Origin of the sequence: Thermus arciformis (genome assembly GCF_900102145.1) — a bacterium.
In the GTDB taxonomy this organism is placed as follows: Bacteria; Deinococcota; Deinococci; order Deinococcales; family Thermaceae; genus Thermus; species Thermus arciformis.
Genome location: NZ_FNBC01000007.1, coordinates 44,961 through 63,211 on the forward strand (window position 1 = coordinate 44,961; position 18,251 = coordinate 63,211).

At 70.2% G+C, this 18,251-nt stretch carries 14 protein-coding genes; 9 read left to right on the forward strand and 5 right to left on the reverse strand.

Features of this window, described 5'->3' with window-relative positions:
• Positions 1-59 precede the first annotated feature (59 nt).
• Genes BLP62_RS04135 through BLP62_RS04145 form a run of 3 tightly spaced genes read left to right on the forward strand, consistent with a single transcriptional unit; the run spans position 60 to position 4,382 of the window.
• Complete coding sequence (locus BLP62_RS04135) at positions 60-2,954, forward strand: ATP-binding protein (protein WP_093006142.1); 2,895 nt, start codon at positions 60-62, stop codon at positions 2,952-2,954.
• Positions 2,932-3,309 carry a response regulator gene (locus tag BLP62_RS04140; RefSeq protein WP_093006144.1) on the forward strand — a complete coding sequence of 126 codons (378 nt, stop codon included), beginning with the start codon at positions 2,932-2,934 and terminating at the stop codon, positions 3,307-3,309. The genes BLP62_RS04135 and BLP62_RS04140 overlap by 23 nt, the downstream gene beginning before the upstream one ends.
• Entirely contained in the window at positions 3,306-4,382 is a 1,077-nt protein-coding gene (locus tag BLP62_RS04145) for a TRAP transporter substrate-binding protein (protein WP_093006146.1), read from the forward strand. Before BLP62_RS04140 ends, BLP62_RS04145 begins: the two co-directional genes overlap by 4 nt.
• Here BLP62_RS04145 and fdhF read toward each other — a convergent pair.
• From fdhF to BLP62_RS04170, 5 genes are read right to left on the reverse strand one after another with little or no spacing between them, the layout of a single operon-like run.
• Complete coding sequence (gene fdhF, locus BLP62_RS04150; RefSeq protein ID WP_093006148.1) at positions 4,379-6,418, reverse strand: formate dehydrogenase subunit alpha; 2,040 nt, start codon at positions 6,416-6,418, stop codon at positions 4,379-4,381. The genes BLP62_RS04145 and fdhF overlap by 4 nt on opposite strands.
• A complete protein-coding gene (locus BLP62_RS04155; protein WP_093006150.1) occupies positions 6,418-7,020 on the reverse strand; it encodes a 2Fe-2S iron-sulfur cluster-binding protein in 603 nt (200 codons plus the stop codon). The genes fdhF and BLP62_RS04155 overlap by 1 nt, the downstream gene beginning before the upstream one ends.
• Positions 7,010-8,482: an NADH-ubiquinone oxidoreductase-F iron-sulfur binding region domain-containing protein gene (locus BLP62_RS04160; RefSeq protein ID WP_093006152.1), complete on the reverse strand. Its 1,473-nt coding sequence runs from the start codon at positions 8,480-8,482 to the stop codon at positions 7,010-7,012. Before BLP62_RS04160 ends, BLP62_RS04155 begins: the two co-directional genes overlap by 11 nt.
• A 15-nt stretch (positions 8,483-8,497) precedes the next feature.
• Positions 8,498-9,541 carry a galactokinase gene (gene galK / locus BLP62_RS04165; RefSeq protein ID WP_093006154.1) on the reverse strand — a complete coding sequence of 348 codons (1,044 nt, stop codon included), beginning with the start codon at positions 9,539-9,541 and terminating at the stop codon, positions 8,498-8,500.
• 7 nt (positions 9,542-9,548) lie between these two features.
• A complete protein-coding gene (locus BLP62_RS04170; RefSeq protein WP_093006156.1) occupies positions 9,549-10,400 on the reverse strand; it encodes a metal ABC transporter substrate-binding protein in 852 nt (283 codons plus the stop codon).
• A 74-nt stretch (positions 10,401-10,474) separates the two neighbouring features.
• Here BLP62_RS04170 and BLP62_RS04175 point away from each other — a divergent pair, with 74 nt between their 5' ends.
• The 6 genes from BLP62_RS04175 (at position 10,475) to BLP62_RS04200 (ending at position 18,207) form a co-directional block, all read left to right on the forward strand.
• On the forward strand, positions 10,475-11,794 hold the full coding sequence (locus BLP62_RS04175; RefSeq protein WP_093006159.1) for an aminotransferase class III-fold pyridoxal phosphate-dependent enzyme: 1,320 nt from the start codon (positions 10,475-10,477) through the stop codon (positions 11,792-11,794).
• A gap of 4 nt (positions 11,795-11,798) precedes the next feature.
• Positions 11,799-13,463, forward strand: coding sequence for an ABC-ATPase domain-containing protein (locus BLP62_RS04180; RefSeq protein ID WP_093006161.1), 1,665 nt, complete (start codon positions 11,799-11,801; stop codon positions 13,461-13,463).
• A 1-nt stretch (position 13,464) separates the two neighbouring features.
• On the forward strand, positions 13,465-14,850 hold the full coding sequence (locus BLP62_RS14320; protein WP_093006163.1) for a PucR family transcriptional regulator: 1,386 nt from the start codon (positions 13,465-13,467) through the stop codon (positions 14,848-14,850).
• A 71-nt stretch (positions 14,851-14,921) separates the two neighbouring features.
• Entirely contained in the window at positions 14,922-16,211 is a 1,290-nt protein-coding gene (gene gabT / locus BLP62_RS04190; RefSeq protein WP_093006165.1) for a 4-aminobutyrate--2-oxoglutarate transaminase, read from the forward strand.
• A 66-nt stretch (positions 16,212-16,277) separates the two neighbouring features.
• Positions 16,278-17,309, forward strand: coding sequence for an ABC transporter ATP-binding protein (locus BLP62_RS04195; RefSeq protein WP_093006167.1), 1,032 nt, complete (start codon positions 16,278-16,280; stop codon positions 17,307-17,309).
• Positions 17,302-18,207: an ABC transporter permease gene (locus BLP62_RS04200; RefSeq protein WP_093006169.1), complete on the forward strand. Its 906-nt coding sequence runs from the start codon at positions 17,302-17,304 to the stop codon at positions 18,205-18,207. The genes BLP62_RS04195 and BLP62_RS04200 overlap by 8 nt, the downstream gene beginning before the upstream one ends.
• The last annotated feature ends 44 nt before the right edge of the window (positions 18,208-18,251 follow it).

Here is an 18,251-nt window from a genome sequence, read left to right on the forward strand (position 1 = left end):
AGTCTAAGATTTTTGGAAGCCCCTGGCAACCCCGGCCCCCATGCTACCATTGGGGCAAGATGCGGCTTGTGGGGCAGATGGAGGTCCTGGCCCGGTTTCAGCGGGCGCTTCTCAAGGACCTCGAGCCCACCCAGATCCTCCGGAACCTCCTGGAGGTGGCCACGGAGGAGGGGGTGGAGCGGGCGGCCCTCTTCCTCTACCACCCCGAGACCCGGGAGCTCGTGGGGGAGGTGGCCTCGGGGCGGGGGCGGCACTACACGGTCTCGGCCATCGCCTTGCCCCTCTACGCCAAGGGGCCGGTGCAGGAGGCTTTTTTCGCCGAGGGGCCCTTGAAGCTTAGGGAGGAGTGGCTTCTTCCCGTGGTGGGCGAGGAGGCCTCCTTCTGCTGGGCCGACCCCGAAAGCCGCTGCGCCGAGCGCCCCCGGGCCACCCGGGAAAGCCGCCCCTTGGTCTGCCCCTCCTGCCCCCGGTTCGCCGCCAAGGGGGTGCTGGCCCTGGAAGGGGTTCCCCCCTCCCTCCAGCCCCTTCTCCCCCTCCTCGCCCAGCTCACCGCCTTGGCCCTAAAGAATGGGGAGCTCTTCGCCCAGAGGAACCAGGCCCTGGCCCGCCTTTCCCGGCACGTGGAGGCCCTGGCCCACGTGAGCGCCCTCACCCGCGAGGTGGCCCGGGCCCTGGACCCCAACGCCGTGCTGGAGACCCTGGCCCGGGCCCTGGTGGAGCGCCTTGGCTTTTACCGGGCCACCGTGGCCCTGGTGCGGGGGGAGAGCCTCCTCGGCCACCTCACCGTGAAGGGAAGGCAGGTCTTCTGGACCGAGGGGAAAAGCGCCCTTCACCTCGCCCTGGCCTCCTCCCCCGACCCCATGGCCCGGGCCGCCCGGGAGCGGCGAAGCCTCCTGGTGCCCCGGGAGGCCCTTCCCCCTGGGGTGGCCCAGGGGATGGGGCCCACCGTGGCCTTCGTGCCCGTGGTGGCCGAGGAGGCCGTCCTCGGGGTCTTGGCCGTGGACCACGGGCCCGGAGGGCCTCCCGTTTCCGAAGAAGAGGTGCGCTACCTGGAGCTTCTGGCCGGGGCGGCGGGGGTGGCCTTCCGCAACGCCGAGCTCTACCGGGAAAAGACCCGCCTCTCCTTAGCCCTGGCCGCGGAGAGGACCCGGCTTTCCCAGGTCCTGGAGGAGCTTCCCGACGGCGTGGTGGTCCTTTTCGGTGAGCGGGGTTTCGCCAACGGCCGGGCCCGGGAGGCCTTGGGCTTGGGGGCGGAGGTGGCCTTGGAGGACCTTCCCGCCGCCTTGGCCCCCGCCTTGGAAGGGGGGAGGCTGGAGCTCGCCCTGGGCGGGGCCACCTACAGCGTGCGGGGGCGGCAGGTGGGGGAGGCGAGGATTTTGGTCCTCCACGACATCACCGAGCGCACCCGCATGGAGCGGGCTCTAAGGGACCAGGTGGCCTTCACCCAGGCCCTGGTGGACGTGGCCCAGGAGGCCCTCCGCCAGCGGGACCTTCCCTCCTTGGGCCGGGCCATCGTGGATCGGCTCTTGGCCCTCTTCGCCGCCCAGGAAGGGGTGCTCCTTGCGGAAAGCGGGGGGAAAGGGGAGGTGCTCTACAGCACCTGTGCCCTTCCCGAAGAGCTTCCCCGGCCCAACCTCCTGGAGCGGGCCCTGGGGGAGGAGGCCCCCTTGGGGGTGGAGGCCTTGGCCCCAGAGGACTGCGCCCTGGCGGAGGCCTTGGGCCTAAAGAGCGCCCTCGTGGTCCCCTTCCGGACGCAAGGGTTCCGGGGGGCCCTCCTCCTTGGCTACCGCCAGGGGCGGCGCTTTTCCGAGAGGCTCCTCCACCGCCTGGGGCAGGTGGCCACCCTCCTCGCCCTGGTCTTGGAGAAGGGGCGCTTCCTGGCCCTTCTGGAGGCCGAGGAGGAGCGCCTGAAGGCCCTTCTGGAGCACTCCCAGGACGTGGTCTACGTGCTGGACCAAGAAGGCTTCATCCGCTTCGCGAGTCCCAGCGTGCGCACCCTTTTGGGCTACGAGCCCGAGGGGTACAAGGAGGCCCCGGTGAAGGCCTTGGACTTCGTCTACCCGGAGGACCGGCCCAAGGCGGAAGCCCTGCTTGGGGAGCTCCTTTCCCAGCCGGGGCACACCCTCACCGGGGAGTTCCGGGTCCTCCACAAAGACGGCACCCCCATCCCCATGGAGGCCTGGGGGCGGAACCTCCTCCAGGACCCCAGGGTGGGGGGGGTGGTGGTGGACTTGAGGGACCTCAGGCCCAGGCTGGAGGCGGACCGGGTCAAGGGGGAGTTCATCGCCGCGGTGAGCCACGAGCTCCGCACCCCCCTCGCGGTGATCATGGGCCTGGCGGAACTCTTGCAGGAGGAGGCCCTTTCCCCAAGCGCCCAGGAGTCCGTGGAGCTCATCATGGAAAGCGCCTTCCGCCTCAAGACCATGGTGGACAACCTCCTGGACACAAGCCGCCTCGAGGCGGGCCGCTTTGAGATCTCCCGGCGCCCCGTGCACCTTAAGCCCCTCCTCCTGGACCTGGCCCGGAGCTTCCAGGGGGTGGCCCGGCTTTCCGGGGTGGAGTTCCGGGTGGAACTGGAGGAGCTCCCCCTCGTGGAGGTGGACCCGGACCGCATCGTCCAGGTGGTGGGAAACCTCCTCTCCAACGCCTTCAAGTTCACCCCGCCCGGGGGGAGGGTCACCCTCTCCGCCAGGCGGGTGGGGGATGAGCTTTTCCTGGAGGTGGCGGACACGGGCCCCGGCATCCCCAAGGAGGAGCTTCCCCGGCTTTTCCAGCGCTACGCCCGGGCCAAAAACGCCCGCGCCCGGGGGGTTTCCGGCACCGGGCTTGGCCTTTTCATCTCCAAGCACATCGTGGAGGCCCACGGGGGGCGGATAGAGGTGGAAAGCGAGGAGGGCAGGGGAAGCCTCTTCCGGGTTATCCTACCCTTGTATGGCCCGCATCCTCCTCGTTGAGGACGAGCCCCTGGTGGCCCACATGGTGCGGCGCCTCCTGGAACGGGCGGGCCACCAGGTGGACTGGGCCCCTTCCGGCCAGAGGGCCCTGGAGCGCTTCGGGGAGGGCTACGACCTCCTGATCTGCGACCTGGTGATGCCGGGGATTTCCGGCCTCGAGGTCATCCGCAAGGTCCGGGAGCGGAGCCCCATCCCCATCCTGGCCCTTTCCGCGAGCGTTTCCGCCCAAAGCCAGGAGGAGGCCCTGAGGGCCGGGGCCCAGGCCTTCTTGGGCAAGCCCTTTGAGGGCCAGGCCCTCCTGGCCCAGCTGCAGCGGCTCCTTGGCTATACTGGGGGGGAAGGGGGAAACCTATGAAAAGGAGGAGCTTCCTCAAGGGTCTTGGCGTGGGCGTGGCGGCGAGCCTTTCCTACGGGGCCTTTGCCCAGGCGAGCCCCCAGGTGCGCTGGCGGCTCGTCTCCAGCTACCCGAGGAGCCTGGACACCCTCTATGGCGGGGCCGAGGACCTGGCCAAGAGGGTAGCGGAGCTCACGGGGGGGCGCTTCCAGATCCGCGTCTACCAGGCGGGGGAGATCGTTCCCGGGGGGCAGGTGCTGGACGCGGTGCAGCAGGGCACGGTGGAGGCGGGGCACACCTACGGGCCCTTCTACGTGGGCAAGAACCCGGCCCTGGCCTTTGACGGGGGGGTGCCCTTCGGCATGACCTACCGGCAGCACAACGCCTGGATGCTCCTGGGTGGGGGGCTTGAGCTCCTCCGGGAGGTCTACGCCGACTTCGGGGTGGTCCAGTTCCCCGGGGGCAACACCGGGGCCCAGATGGGGGGGTGGTTCCGCAAGGAGATCAAGGGCCTCGCCGACCTCAAGGGCCTCAGGATGCGCATCCCTGGCCTCGGGGGCCTGGTGATGGGGAGGCTTGGGGTGGTGCCCCAGACCCTGGCCGCCGGGGACATCTACCCCGCCTTGGAGCGGGGCACCATTGACGCCACGGAGTTCTCCGGCCCCTACGACGATGAGAAGCTGGGCTTCTACAAGGTGGCCAGGTACTACTACTACCCCTCCTTCTGGGAGCCCAGCGCCCAGCTCTCCTTCCTGGTCTCCCAGCGGGAGTGGGCCCGCCTGCCCAAGGAGTTCCAGGAGGCCTTCCAGGTGGCCGCGGCGGAGGTCAACCTCACCATGATGGCCAAGTACGACGCGCAAAACCCCCCGGCCCTCCAGCGCCTCCTCAAGGCGGGGGTGCGCCTCAGGAAGTGGCCCAACGAGATCCTGCGGAAGGCCCTGCAGGAGGCCCAGGCCCTCTACGAGGAGCAGGCGGCCAAGGACGCCACCTACAAGAAGGTCTACTCCGCCTACTGGGCCTTCCGGAACGAGCTCTACCGCTGGTTCGCCGTGGCCGAGCTGGGCTACGAGACCTTCGCCTTCCCCGCCGTTTAGTCGGCCTTCTCCAGGCGCACGGCGCTCACCTTGTACTCGGGGATGCGGCTTACGGGGTCCAGGGCGTCCAGGGTGAGGCGGTTCGCGGGAGCCTCGGCGAAGTGGAAGGGGGCGTAGACCACCCCTTCCGGGGTGCGCTCCGTGACCCAGGCCCTGGCCCTGATCCGCCCCCTCCGGCTCACCACGTACACGGGCTCCCCGTCCTCGAGGCCAAGCCGTTTGGCGTCTATGGGGTTCACCTCCACCTTGAGCTCGGGGTAGGCCTGGTTCAGCTGGCTGTTGCGGCTCAGCGTCCCACCGTGCCAGTGGAAGAGGACCCGGCCGGTGGAGAGGGTGAGGGGGTAGTCCGGGGAGGGGGTCTCCGCCGGGGGGGTATAGGGGGCGGGGAAGAAGCGGGCCTTGCCCGTGGGGGTGTTGAAGCCCTCCCGGAAGAGGACCGCCTCCCCGGGGTGCCCCTCCTCCGGGCAGGGCCAGCGCACCCCTTGGGCCTCGAGGCGGGCGTAGGAGATCCCGCCCACCATCTCGGGAATGGCCCGCCGCACCTCCTCCCAGATGGTCTCGGGCCCGGGATAGGTGGGCCAAGGGCGGCCTAGGGCCTGGGCCAGGCGTTTCCCCAGCTCCTGGGTGATCCACCAGTCGGGCCGGGCCTCCCCCGGGGGGTCTAGGAGCTTCCGCACCCGCTGCACCCGGCGGTCGGTGTTGGTGAAGGTGCCTTCCTTTTCCAAAAAGCTCGCCGCGGGCAGGACCACGTCGGCGAAGGGGGTGGTCTCGTTTTCCAGGATGTCCTGGACCACCAGGAAGGGGAGGGCCAGGAGTTTTTCCTTCACGTGGTCCTGGTAGGGCTCGCTGGTCACGGGGTCCTCCCCGATGAGGTAGATGGCCTCCACCTCGGGGATGGCGGCGAAGACCTCGGTCATGCGCAGGCCCGGGGCCTCGGGGAGGGGTACGCCCCAGAGGGCCTCAAAACGCCGCCTCGGCCCCTCCTCGGCCACCCTGAGGTAGCCGGGGTAGACGTCGGGCAGGGCCCCCATGTCCCCGGCCCCCTGGACGTTGTTCTGGCCCCGCAAGGGGTTGAGCCCCGCCCCTTCTTTCCCCACCTTGCCCGTGAGGAGGGCCAGGTTCACCAGGGCTTGGGCGGTGGCCGTGCCCTTGGTGTGCTGGGTCACCCCCATGGCCCAGTAGGCCCCGGCCCGCTCCGTGGTGGCGTAGAGGCGGGCGGCCTCGGCGATCCCTTCCTTGGGCACCCCGGTGACCTCCTGGGCGGCCTCGAGGGTGTACCCCTCCAGGGAGGCCCGCCACTCTGCGAACCCCTCGGTGCGGGCCTCCACGTAGGCCCGGTCCCAAAGGCCCTCCTCCAGGAGGTAGCGGGCCATGGCGTTCAGGAGGAAGACGTCCGTGCCTGGCCGCACCCTGAGCCACAGGGTGGCGGCCTCGGCCATCCCCGTGTACCGCGGGTCCACCACGATCATCCTGGCCCCCTGGCGCACCCGCTTCTTGATCATGGCGGCGATCACCGGGTGGGTCTCGGTGGTGTTGGAGCCCACCACCAGGAAGAGGTCCGTCTTCCACACGTCCTCTATGGGGTTGGTCATGCTGGCCCCGCCCAAGGAGCGGCTCAGGGCGGCGGTGGAGGAGGAGTGGCAGAGCCTGGAGCAGTGGTCCACGTTGTGGGTGGAAAGGAGGGCCCGGGCCAGCTTCTGGGCCAGGTAGACCTCCTCGTTGGTGGTCTTGGCCGAGGGGAAGACGGCGATCCCCCCCGGGCCCTTCCGCCTGAGGACCTCCAGGAGCTTTCCCGCCGCGAAGTCCAAGGCCTCCTCCCAGGTGGCCCGGCGCAAGGGGGCCCCCTTCCTTTCCCGCACCATGGGGTAAAGGAGGCGCTTTCCGGAGAAGGGGAAGTCCAGGCCGAAGCGGCCCTTCACGCAAAGCGCCCCGTGGTTGGGGGGGAGGTCCGGGGCCAGGACCCGGACCACGCGGCCTTCCCTCACCTCGGGCTCCACCTGGCAGCCCACGCCGCAGTAGGGACAGGTGGTGCGCATCATCCCACCTCCAAGGCCAGGGGCCTAAGGGCCCCCGTGGGGCAGACCTGTACGCAGTTGCCGCAGAAGACGCAAGGGGTTTCCGGCAGGGGACGGTCCAGGGGGGTGGTGGGGTGGGCCTGGAGGCCCCTTCCCGCCAGGGTCAGGGCGTAGACCCCCATGATCCCGTCCCCGCAGGCGTCCACGCAGCGGCGGCAGTTCACGCACTTGGCGTAGTCCCGCAGGAAGAAGGGGTTGTCGCGGATGGGGGGGCGTCCCCGCCGGCTGGGCGCCTCCTTCCAGCGCCCGGGCTCGGCCCCGTAGGCCGCCATCAGGCCCAGGAGCCCTGGGGCCAAGGAGAGGTCGGTGGTGAGGGCAAGCCACTCCAAAAGGGTCCGGCGCAGGGCCTTTAGCCCCTCCGTGTCCGTGCGCACCTCCATCCCCTCCCGAACCTCCGTGGCGCAGGCGGGGGCCAGGCGGCCGTTCACCTCCACCAGGCAGAGGCGGCAAACCCCCCGGGTCTCCGTGTGGGGGTGGTGGCAGAGGGTGGGGACCGGGGCCACCTCCAGGAGGAGGGCCCCTTCCTTGGCCTCCACTTCCTTCCCGTTCACCTTAAGCCGCACCTTCCACCTCCAACAGGCTTCGGTAAGCCCAGAAGGCCGACTGGCCCAGGCCGCAGAGGCTTCCCCTCAAGGTGGCGGCCAGGTCCTGGAGGAGGGAAGGGTCCCGCTCCCGCCGCCTCACCATCCCCACCTGTACCGCGGTGCCCAGGGGGCAGGGGAAGCACTTGCCGCACGACTCCTCCTGGAAGAAGTGGGCCAGCCCCTCCAGGACCTCCCAGAGGTCCACGTCCTTCCCGAAGGCCACGATGGCCCCGGCCCCCAGGGGGAGCCTGCCCCCGTAGGCCAAGGGGAGGTCCCAGTCCCGGGTGAAGACCCCGGCGGCCCCGCCCAGGAGCACCGCCTGAAGGGCCTCGGGCTCCCCTCCCGCCCGCCTCAGGGCCTCCCCCAGGGGCGTGCCCAGGGGGAGCTCGTAGAGGCCGGGCCGGGCCACGTCCCCGCTGATGGAGAAGAGCTTGGGCTCTTTCCGGCGCCAGGCCTCGGGGCCTTCCCGGAGGAGGAGGGGAAGGTTCGCCAGGGTCTCCACGTTCTGCACCAGGGTGGGCCTCCCCCAAAGCCCCCGCTCCACGGGGAAGGGGGGCTTTAAGCGGGGCTCGGCCCGCTTGCCCTCCATGGACTCCAAAAGGGCGGTCTCCTCCCCGCAGATGTAAAGCCCGCCGCTTCGGAAGACCTCCGTGGGGACGAAAAGAAAACCCGCCTCCTCCAGCTCCCGGATGGCCCTTTCCAGGCCCAGGATGGCCGCCTCAAACTCCTCCCGCACGTAGAGGTAGACCCGGCTCGCCCCCACGGCCAAGGCGGCGAGGAGGGCTCCTTCCAGGACCAGGAAGGGGTGGTGTTCCAGGAGGAAGCGGTCCTTGAAGTTGCCGGGCTCGGACTCGTCGGCGTTCACCACCAGGTACTTGGGGGCTTGCCCTTGGGCCACGGCCCGCATCTTCACGTGGGTGGGGAAGGCCGCCCCGCCCCGGCCCAAGAGACCCGCCTCCTCCACCGCCTTCAGGACCTTGCCCGGATCCAACAGGCCCCCCTTCCAGGCCCGAAGCCCCCCAAGCCCCCCCAGGGCCAGGTACTGGGCCAGGGTGGGGGCGGGCTCGGGGGGAAGGAGCCCGTGGCCCCGGCCCAGGGCGAAGGGGAGGCGGAACTCCCTAAAGGGCACCCACCGCCCCTCCCATTCCAGAAAGCGCCCCTTTTCGGTGAAGCGCAGGTAGACGGGGGAGAGGGCCTCGAGGCCCAAGGGGGGATAGGTGCCTTCCGCTTCCTCCCGAAGCCGGGAAAACCCCCTGGCCCGGGCCACGGGGTCGTCCACCAGAAGCCGCCCCTGGGGCAGGCCCCGGTAGCGGGGGTAGTAGGCCACCACCCCCCAGGCCTGGGCCAAGGGCACCCCGGCCAGGCGGGCGGCCTCCGCCACCTTTTCCTCCGTGAGAGGTAGGCGCTCGTCCAGGAGGGGAAGGAGGCTTGGTTGTTCCATGCCCCCAGTCTACCTCTAGAGAATCCTAAGCCCGGGGAAGGAGCGGAAGAGGCCTTCCCGGAAGGCCTCCCACCGGGTCTCCTCCACGAGGGCCACCACCGCCCCCCCAAACCCCGCCCCCGTGAGCTTGGCCCCCAGGGTCCCGGCCTTTAGGGCCGCCTCCACCAGGCGGTCCAGCTCGGGGAGGCTCACCTCGTAGTCCTGGGCCAGGGAGCGGTGGCTCGCTGTCATGAGCTCCCCGAAGGCCCGGGCGTCCCCCCGCCTTAAGGCCTCCACCCCCCGGAGGACCCTCAGGTTCTCGCTCACCACGTGCCGGGCCCGCCGGTCCAGGGGCGGGGGAAGGCTTTCCACCAGGCAGAGGTCGGCCACGTCCCTTAGACTCCGCACCCCGAGGCGCCTCGCCGCCTCCTCCGCCTCCTGGCGACGCTGGTTGTACCCGGCCTCCGCCAGGCGGCGCCCAAGCCCCAGGTCCAAGACGACCACCCGCACCCCCGGGGGAAGGGGAAGGTTCTCGTAGGCCAGGGTGCGGGTGTCCAGGAAGAGGGCCTGCCCCGGCTGGCCCAGGCTCGCCGCCATCTGGTCCATGATCCCGCACCGGACCCCCACGTACTCCACCTCCGCCTTCTGGGCGAGGCGGGCCACCTCCAGGTCGGAGAGGGGGAGGCGGTGGAGGGTGCGGAGGGCCCTTAAGGCCGCCACCTCGAGGGCGGCGGAGCTGGAAAGCCCCGCCCCCATGGGGAGGTCGCTTCGGACGTAGAACCGGGCCCCTTCCACCCCGTGCCCGGCCTCCCTAAGGGCCCAGACCACCCCCAAGAGGTAGTCCAGGAAGTCCCCCTGGGGAGGGCTTTCCAGGGGCCTCGCCCGGAGCTCCCCCAGGTTTTCGCTGTAGGCCTCCACCCGGCCCTTGGCCCTTCCCGCCTCCACCCGGGTGAAGTAGGGGAGGGGGGTGGGGAGGACGTAGCCTTCCTGGTAGTCCGTGTGCTCGCCTAAAAGGTTCACCCGCCCGGGGGCCTGGGCGCTGGCCTCGGGCAGGGCGCCGAAGATCTCCTTGAAGCCCATGCCCCCATTATGGGCAAAGGGCCTTCAGGTTGTGGTCCAGGAGGTCCAGGTAGCCCTTTACCCGGGCGTCCAGGGTGTCGGTGTAGAGGACCGCCACCCGGGCCCCGATGGCCTCGGCCAGGGTCTTCAGGGCCCTCCCTTGGAACTGGGGCTCGGCGAGGACGAGCTTCACCCCTTCCTTCCCGGCCTTTTCCAGGAGGGCGAGGAAGCCCTTGCTCCCCACCTCCTGGGCCCCCCCATGGCTCAAGACCCCCACCACCACCAGGCCGTAGCGCCTTGCGAAGTAGCGGAAGGCGTCGTGCTGGGCCACCACCTTCACCCCCTGGAGGCGGCAGGCGCGGAAGGCCTGGTCCCGCTTCTCCACCTCCTTCCGGAAGCGCTCCAGGTTGGCCCGGTACTGGGCCTGGCCCGCCGGGTCCAGGGCGGAAAGCTCCCGTTGGATCCTTTCCGCGTAGCGCAGGGCGTAGGTGGGGTCCAGCCACAGGTGGGGGTCGCAGGGGCCGTGGTCGTGGTCCTCATGCTCTTCCCCATCGCAGATGAGGTCCGGCTGGCCTTCCCCGAGCTTCACCACCCGGGCCCCCTTGGGCAAGAGGGGAAGGAGCTTGGGGAGGAAGGGCTCGAGGCCAAGCCCGTTGGCGAAGAGGAGCCGCGCCTGGGCCAGGGCCTTGGCCACGGAAGGGGTGGGCTCAAAGGTGTGGGGGTCGGCCCCTGGGGGGACCACGGCCACCACCTCGGCCCGGCCTCCCCCCACCTGCCGCACCAGGTCCGCCAGGATGGGGGTGGTGGCCGCCACCCGCACCTGGGCCAGGGCGGGCACCAGGAGGAAGCCGAGGGTCCAAAGGGCGCGCGGAAGGCTCATGTCAATAGTGATAAGTCATTTTCAAATACTTGTCAAGCCCGGCCCGGGGCCAAAGGGCCCTATAATCGGGGCAAATGGACCTCAAGGCCCTCCACCGGAAGCGGGTCCTCACCCCCTGGCAGGCCCAGAAGCCCCTGGACCCTCCCCTCGTGGTGCGGGGGGAGGGGGTTTGGCTCTACGACGAAAGGGGGCGGCGCTACCTGGACTTTTCCGCGGGGCTCGTGGCGGTGAACCTGGGCCACGGCCACCCCCGGATGGCCCGGGCCATCGCCGAACAGGCCGCCACCCTGGCCTACGCCGCCCCGAGCCTCTTCCACGACAAGCGGGCCCTCCTCGCCGAGGCCCTCTCCCAGCTGGCCCCTTGGCCCGAGGGGGGGCGGGTCTTCTTCACCCCCTCGGGCACCGAGGCCAACGAGGACGCCTTGAAGTTCGTCCGCCACCTCACGGGCCGCTTCAAGGTCCTCGCCGCCTACCGCTCCTTCCACGGGGCCACCCACGGCGCGGCGGCCCTCACCGGGGAGAACCGCCGCTTCCCCGCCGAGCCCGCCATCCCCGGGGTGGTGCACTTCTTCGCCCCCTACCCCTACCGGAGCCCCTTCTACACGGAAGACCCCCGGGAGGAGGTGGCGCGGGCCCTGGACCACCTGGAGAGGGTCCTCCTCCACGAGGACCCCAAGCGGGTGGCGGCCATCTTCCTGGAGCCCGTGGTGGGCTCCAACGGGGTCATCGTCTACCCGGAGGGCTACCTCCAGGGGGTGCGGGAGCTTTGCCACCGCCACGGGATCCTCCTGGTCTTTGACGAGGTGATGACGGGCTTTGGCCGGGTGGGGGCGGCCTTCGCCGCTTTGCGCTTCGGGGTGGTGCCGGACCTCATCACCTTCGCCAAGGGGGTGACCTCGGCCTACGTGCCCTTGGGCGGGGTGCTCCTCCGGGAGGGGCTCGCCCAGGCCTTTGACGAGGTGCCCCTCCCCACGGGGCACACCTACGCGGGCCACCCCCTGGCGGTGGCCGCGGGGCTTGCCGCCCTCGAGGCCTACCGGGAGGAAGGGCTTTGGGAGCGGGCCCGGGCCATGGAGGGCTTCTTCCGCTCCGCCCTGGAGGAGCTGCAAAGGGCCCACCCCCTGGTGGGGGAGGTGCGGGGGCTTGGGGCCTTCTACGGCCTCGAGCTGGTGAAGGACCGGGCCAGCAAAGAGCCCCTTTCCCCCTGGCACGCCCCCTTTAGTCCCGCCATGCAGGCCCTCCTGAAGGCCCTCTTCCAGGAGGGGGTCTACCTCTTGGCCAAGCACAACGTCCTCATCGTGGCCCCGCCCCTCACCATCCGGGAGGAGGAGTTTTTGGAAGGGGTGGAACGCCTCTCCCGGGCCCTGAGGCGGGTGGAGGTGGAGGTAGGCTAGAGGGGTGCGGCGCTACGAGGACCTGCTTCGCCTCCTGGCCTCCCTCGAGGGCCGCCCCTACCCCTTCTACAAGGACCTCAAGGGGGTCTGGCAGGCCGAGGGCTTCGCCCTCCGCTTCGTCCACGTGCAAGGGGACCCCTTTGCCGCCCCCAGCGTCTTGGAGGTGCGCTACCCCCGGGAGGCCCTAAAGCGGCTTCGGGTCTACGCCCGCCCCGAGGGGCGGGTGGCGGTGGAGGACTTCCTCCTCCGGAGCCTCAAGGCCCGGCTTCGGGCCCTTTCCCGCCCCTTGGGGAGCGGCCACTCGGGGGAGGTGCACGTGGCCGTGGAAAGCCCCAAGGTGCTTGGGCGCTCCGGGGCCCACCTGAAGGAGGCGGGGCTTTTCCTCCGCTTCCGCCTGGGGCTTCCCGCCCAGGGCCGGCGCATCCTGGGCAAGGAGGCGGCGAGGCTTTTCCGCGCCTTGGAGGAGCACCTTCTGGGTTTTCTCCAGGACCTGGACGAGGGGGGGCTTCTCCGCCACGTGCGCCAGGCGGAGGACTTCGCCTTCATCCAGGAGCGCCTCCCCGAGCAGGGCCTGGTGGCCTTCGTGGGGGAGGGGAGCGTCCTTCCCCGGGAAAGCGGGGTGAGCCAGAGGCCCCTGCAGGGGGCGGTGCCCTTCCAGAGCCCCCCTTCCCTAAGGGTTTCCTTCCGCGCGCCCCACGCCGGGGAGGTGTGGGGCATGGGGCTTCCCCGGGGCCTCACCCTGATCACCGGGGGCGGCTTCCACGGCAAGACCACCCTCCTGGAGGCCCTGGTCCACGGGGTCTTTCCCCACGTGCCGGGGGACGGGCGGGAGTGGGTGGTGACGGACCCCCTCGCCCAGAGGGTCCAGTCCGAGGACGGGCGGAGCGTGAAGGGGGTGGACCTGAGGCCCTTCGTCCACGACCTTCCCCTGGGCCAGGACACCGCCTTCTTCTCCACGGAGGACGCCTCGGGCTCCACGAGCCTGGCCGCGGCCCTCCTCGAGGCCCTGGAGCTCGGCACCCGGGTCCTCCTCCTGGACGAGGACACCTCCGCCACCAACCTCCTGGTGCGGGACGCCCGGATGCAGGCCCTGGTGCGGCGGGAGACCCTCACCCCCCTCCTGGACCGGGTGGGGGACTTCAAGGCCCTCGGGGTGAGCCTCGTCCTGGTGGTGGGGGGCGTGGGGGACTACCTGGACCTGGCGGACACCGTGGTCCTCATGGAGGCCTACCGCCCCCGGGAGGTGACGGCCGAGGCGAAGGCCATCGCCCGGGCCCACCCCACGGGCCGGGCCTTCGGCGAGCCCCGCTACCCCTTGCGGGTGGTCTCCCGCGCCCCCTTGCCCGGGAGCTTTGACCCCAGGCGGGGGCGGAAGGCGCGGGTGAAGGGCCGGGGCCTCCGGGAACTCCTCTACGGGGAGGAGGTGGTGGACCTCTCCGCCCTGGACCTCTTTGAGCACGCCCAGGTGCGGGCCATCGGGGCCTTTTTCCGGAGGATGCAAGGCCTGGCCGACGGAAAGCTCCCCCTCAAGGCCCTGGTGGAGCGGGCCCTGGCCCTGGAGGACCTCTTCGCCCTCGAGGAGGCCCCCGAGCTTTCCCAGGTGCGCCTCTTGGAGCTCGGGGGGGCGGCGAACCGCCTCCGGGCCCTGGAGGTGTGCCAGGAGGGATAGGATGCCCGGGCTTCCCTTGGGCGAGCTTTTGCGGCTTCCCTCCCTTTCCCGGGCCCGCCCCCTCGCCGGGGACCTGGGGCGGTTGGTGACCTGGGTGCACGTGGTGGACGTGCCCGAGCCCGCCCCCTGGGTGCGGGAGGGGCAGCTGGTCCTCTCCACGGGGTACGCCTGGCCGCGGGAGGAGGGCGCCCTCCGCCTCTTCGCCCAGGCCCTCGCCCGGGCGGGGCCCGCCGGGGTGGTCCTGGCCGTGCCCCAGTTCTTTGAGAACTTTCCCCGGGCGGCCTTAGAGGTCCTGGCCCAGGAGGGGGTTGCGGTCTTAGAGCTTCCCTGGGAGGTTCCCTTCGCCCAGGTGGTGGAGGAGGTCCTGCGGAGGCTTCTCGCCCGCCAGCTGGAGGTGCAGGAGAGGGTCCAGGTGCTGCACCGGGCCCTCATGGCTTCCCTTTTGGCCCGGGAGGACCTGGCCTCCTTCCTCGCCCGCTTGTCCCAGCTTCTGGGCAAGGAGGTGCGCTGGGCCGAAGCCAAGGAGGGGGGGTTCGCCGTGCCCGTGCCCCAGGGCCGGGAGCCCGGAGGGTACCTGGTCCTGGAGGGGGCCGTGGAGGATTTGGACGTGCAGATGCTGGAAAACGCTGCCTTGGTGGCGGGGCTCATCCTGGCCCACCAGCGGGCCCTGGCGGAGCAGGAGGCGAGGCTCGGGTACGCCTTTTTAGACGCCTTGTTGGAGGGGCGGCGCCAGGCCCTGACCCCGGAGCGGGCCTTGGCCTTTGGTCTGGACCTGGGCTTGCGGTACCGCCTGGGGGTGGCCCTCCTGCCCTTGGACCTCCCCTTGAGCCAGCGCGGCTTCCAGGAGCGGGAGCGGGCCTTGGGGGAGGTCCGCGATCTCCTGCGGCGCAAGGGGGCGGGGGCGGTGGTCTCGGCGAGCCTCAACCAGGTGCGCTTTCTCCTTCCCGAGAGGCTGGACCCCGAGGCCTTCGTCCGGGAACTCGCCCGCCCCTGGGCCTTTTACTTCTCCCGGGCCCATCCTGCGCAGGAGCTTTCCACGGCCCTTGCCGAGGTGGAGCGCTTCTTTTGCCTCCCCACCCCGGGGGTTTACGTGTACGAGGCCCACCTGGTGCCCCGCTTCCTCCAGGGGGACCTCGAGGCCCGCCGGGAACTCCTGGCCCTCTTGGCAAGCCTCCGGCCCCAGGAGCGGGCGGCCCTCCTGGCCTGGGTTCGGGCGGGCTTCCGCCACCAGGAGGCGGCCCGGGCCCTGGGGGTGCACCTGAACACCCTGCGCTACCGCCTGCGCCGGGTGGGGGAGCGCCTGGGCCTTTCCTTGGGGAGCCCGGAGGACCGCTTCCTCCTGGAGCTGGCCGCGCGCGTTTGGTCACTGGAGCACAAAGAACCCTGAGGCGTTTTGTTCGCTTTGTCCATTCCCTGGCCCTTCCTCGAGGCGTACCCTGGTTCTCCAAAGGAGGCAAGGTGGCCCTGGTGGACTCGCGCAACCAAGCCCTTTGGCAGCTCAGGGAGCGGTACGTGCCCCGGGGGGTGGCCCAGGCCCACCCCGTGTTCGTGGCCCGGGCCCGGGGGGCGCGCCTTTGGGATGTGGACGGCAGGGAGTATCTGGACTTCGCCGGGGGCATCGGGGTGATGAACGTGGGGCACGGGCATCCCCGGGTGCTTCAGGCGGTCCAGGCGCAGCTGGAGCGCTTCACCCACACCTGCTTCCAGGTGGCCCCTTACGAGGGGTACGTCCGGCTGGCCGAGCGCCTCGCCCACCTTGCTCCGGGGGAGTTCCCCAAGAAGACCCTCTTCCTCACCACCGGGGCCGAGGCGGTGGAAAACGCCGTGAAGATCGCCCGGGCCTACACGGGAAGGCCGGCGGTGGTGGCCCTTACCCACAGCTTTCACGGACGCACCCTTCTGGGGATGTCCCTCACGGGGAAGGCCTCTTACTACAAGCAGAACTTTGGCCCCTTCGCCCCCGAGGTCTACCACGCCCCGGCCCCTTACCCTTACCGCGGGGTGTCCGACGGGATGGCTTTGGAGGGGTTAGACGAGCTCTTTCGCACCCAGGTGGACCCGGAGCGGGTCGCCGCCCTCATCCTGGAGCCGGTTTTGGGAGAAGGGGGGTTCATTCCTCTTTCCCCCGAGTACCTTCGGGCGGTGCGGGAGCTTACCCAAGGCCACGGCATCCTCTTGGTGGCGGACGAGATCCAGTCCGGTTTCGGGCGCACCGGGAGGATGTGGGCCATAGAGCACAGCGGCGTGGTCCCGGACCTCTTGACCTTCGCCAAGAGCGTGGCCGCGGGGCTTCCCCTTTCCGGGGTGGTGGGGCGAGCGGAGGCGATGGACGCCCCTAAGCCTGGGGGCCTTGGGGGCACCTACGCCGGCAACCCTCTGGCCTGCGCCGCCGGCCTGGCGGTTCTGGACGTGTTCCGCGAAGAGGGGCTTCTGGACCGGGCCCGGGCCTTGGGGGAGGAGCTTTGGCGGCGCCTTCTTGCCTTACAGGATCGCTTTCCCCAGATAGGGGAGGTGCGGGGGCTTGGCCCCATGGTGGCCATGGAGCTGGTGCGGGACCCCAAGACCAAGGAGCCCTTCCCCGAGCTCGCCCAGCGCCTCTTGGAGAGGGCCAGGGAGCGGGGGCTCCTTCTCCTCAAGGCGGGGATGTACGGCAACGTGATCCGGGTGCTGGTGCCCCTGACGGCCTCTTTGGAGGAAGTGGCGGAAGGCCTTGGGCGCTTGGAAGCCGCCCTGGCCGAGGCTTTGTGAAGCGGAGGGGACGTGTTTTTGGGCTTTGGCGCCTCAAGAAGGTCGGCCCGCCCCCGGGGTGATGCGGTGGACGAGGCCCAGGGGAAGGCGACGGCGGGGCTGATCCTCCAGGGCCTGCGCAAGCGCTTTGGGGAGCTGGAGGTATTGAAGGGTGTCTCCTTGGAGGTGCACCGGGGAGAGTTCTTCACCCTCCTCGGCCCCTCGGGGTGCGGCAAGACCACCCTGCTTCGCCTAATAGGAGGGTTTGAGGTCCCGGACGAGGGCCGGATCCTGCTGGGGGGGCGGGACCTCACGGGGCTTCCCGCCCACCTCCGGCCCGTGAACACCGTGTTTCAGAACTACGCCCTGTTCCCTCACCTCACCGTGTACGAGAACGTGGCCTTCGGCCTCCGGAGCCGCCGCTTCCCGGAGGCCGAGGTGCGGGCCAAGGTGGAGTACGCCTTGGGCCTTCTCCACCTGGAGAGCCTGGTTCACCGCTATCCCCACCAGCTTTCCGGGGGGCAGAAGCAGCGGGTGGCCCTGGCCCGGGCCCTGGTGAACGAGCCCGAGGTTCTCCTCCTGGACGAGCCCCTTTCCGCCTTGGACGCCAAACTGCGGGCCGAGGTGCAGGTGGAGCTTCGCAACCTGCAAAGGCGCCTCCAGGCCACCTTCATCCTCGTCACCCACGACCAAGAGGAGGCCATGGCGGTCTCGGACCGGATCGGGGTCATGGAGGCGGGAAGGCTTTTGCAGGTGGGTACCCCCGAGGAGGTCTACGAACGGCCCCGAACCCGCTTCGTGGCGGAGTTCCTGGGGGTGGCCAACCTGATCCCGGCCCGGAGGGTGGGGGAGGGGGTGGAGACCCCCTTTGGCTTCTTCCCCCTCCAGGTGCCCTGGGAGGAGGGGACCTTGGCCCTTCGGCCCGAGCGGGTGGAGCTTCACAAGGAGCCCGTTCCGGAGACCTTCAGGGCCAGGGTGCGGGAGGTGGTGTACCGGGGGGCTTACCTGGAGGTTTTCCTGGACCCCCCTTTGCGGGCCCGCACCGCTTTGCGCGTGGTGCCCGGGGAGGAGGTCCACGTGCGCCTTTCCTTGGGGGGGTTGGTGGTCCTCCATGAGTAAGGTGGTGGTCTGGTACGGGGAGCTGACCACCAAGGGAAGCCTGGTGCGGCGAGGGCTTGCCCTGGTGATGCCTGGACTTCTTTGGCTTTTGGCCTTCCTCGTCCTGCCCGGTCTCCTCCTCATCCCCCTTTCCTTCGCCGAGCGGGGGGCCTTCGGGGAGGTGGTCTGGACCTTCAGCCTGGAGAACTACCGGAGGCTTCTCGGGTTTGGAGTCTTGGGCTTCAGCCTGGATAACCTGCTGGCCCTCCTTCGCACCCTTTCCGTGGCCTTTTGGACCACCTTGCTTTGCGCCCTTTTGGCCTATCCCCTGGCCTTTTTCATCCGCGCCCAGCCGCCCAGGCGCCGCTACCTGTTCTTGGCCTTGGTCATCATCCCCTTCTGGACCAACCTGGTGATCCGCACCTACGCCTGGCAGCTTCTTCTGGCCCCGGAGATGCCCTTCGCCCGCCTGGCCGCGGCCCTGGGGCTGGTGGAGCCGGGGATGGCCCTCTACCCCAGCGCCTTCGCCGTTTACGTGGGCATGGTCACGGCCTTTCTTCCCTTCATGGTCCTGCCCCTTTACTCCAGCGTGGAGCGGATGGACCTGAGCCTGGTGGAGGCCGTTCAGGATCTTTACGGGGGGCCGGTGCGGGCTTTTCTCCACGGCGTCCTGCCCCAGACCCTGCCGGGGCTCACCGTGGGGGTGATCCTCACCTTCGTCCCGGCCATGGGGATGTTCGTGGTGCCAGACCTTCTGGGAGGGGCCAAGTACCTTTTGGTTGGAAACCTCATCCAGCAGGCCTTTTACACCATGCGGGACTGGCCTTACGGGGCGGCCTTGAGCCTGGTCCTCATCCTCCTCACCCTCCTGGCCCTGAGGGTCTACCGCCGCTACGGGAAGGAGGTGGATCTGGCGTGAGGACCTCCTGGGTCGCCTCCTCCGTCGCCCTGGGCGCTTTGGCC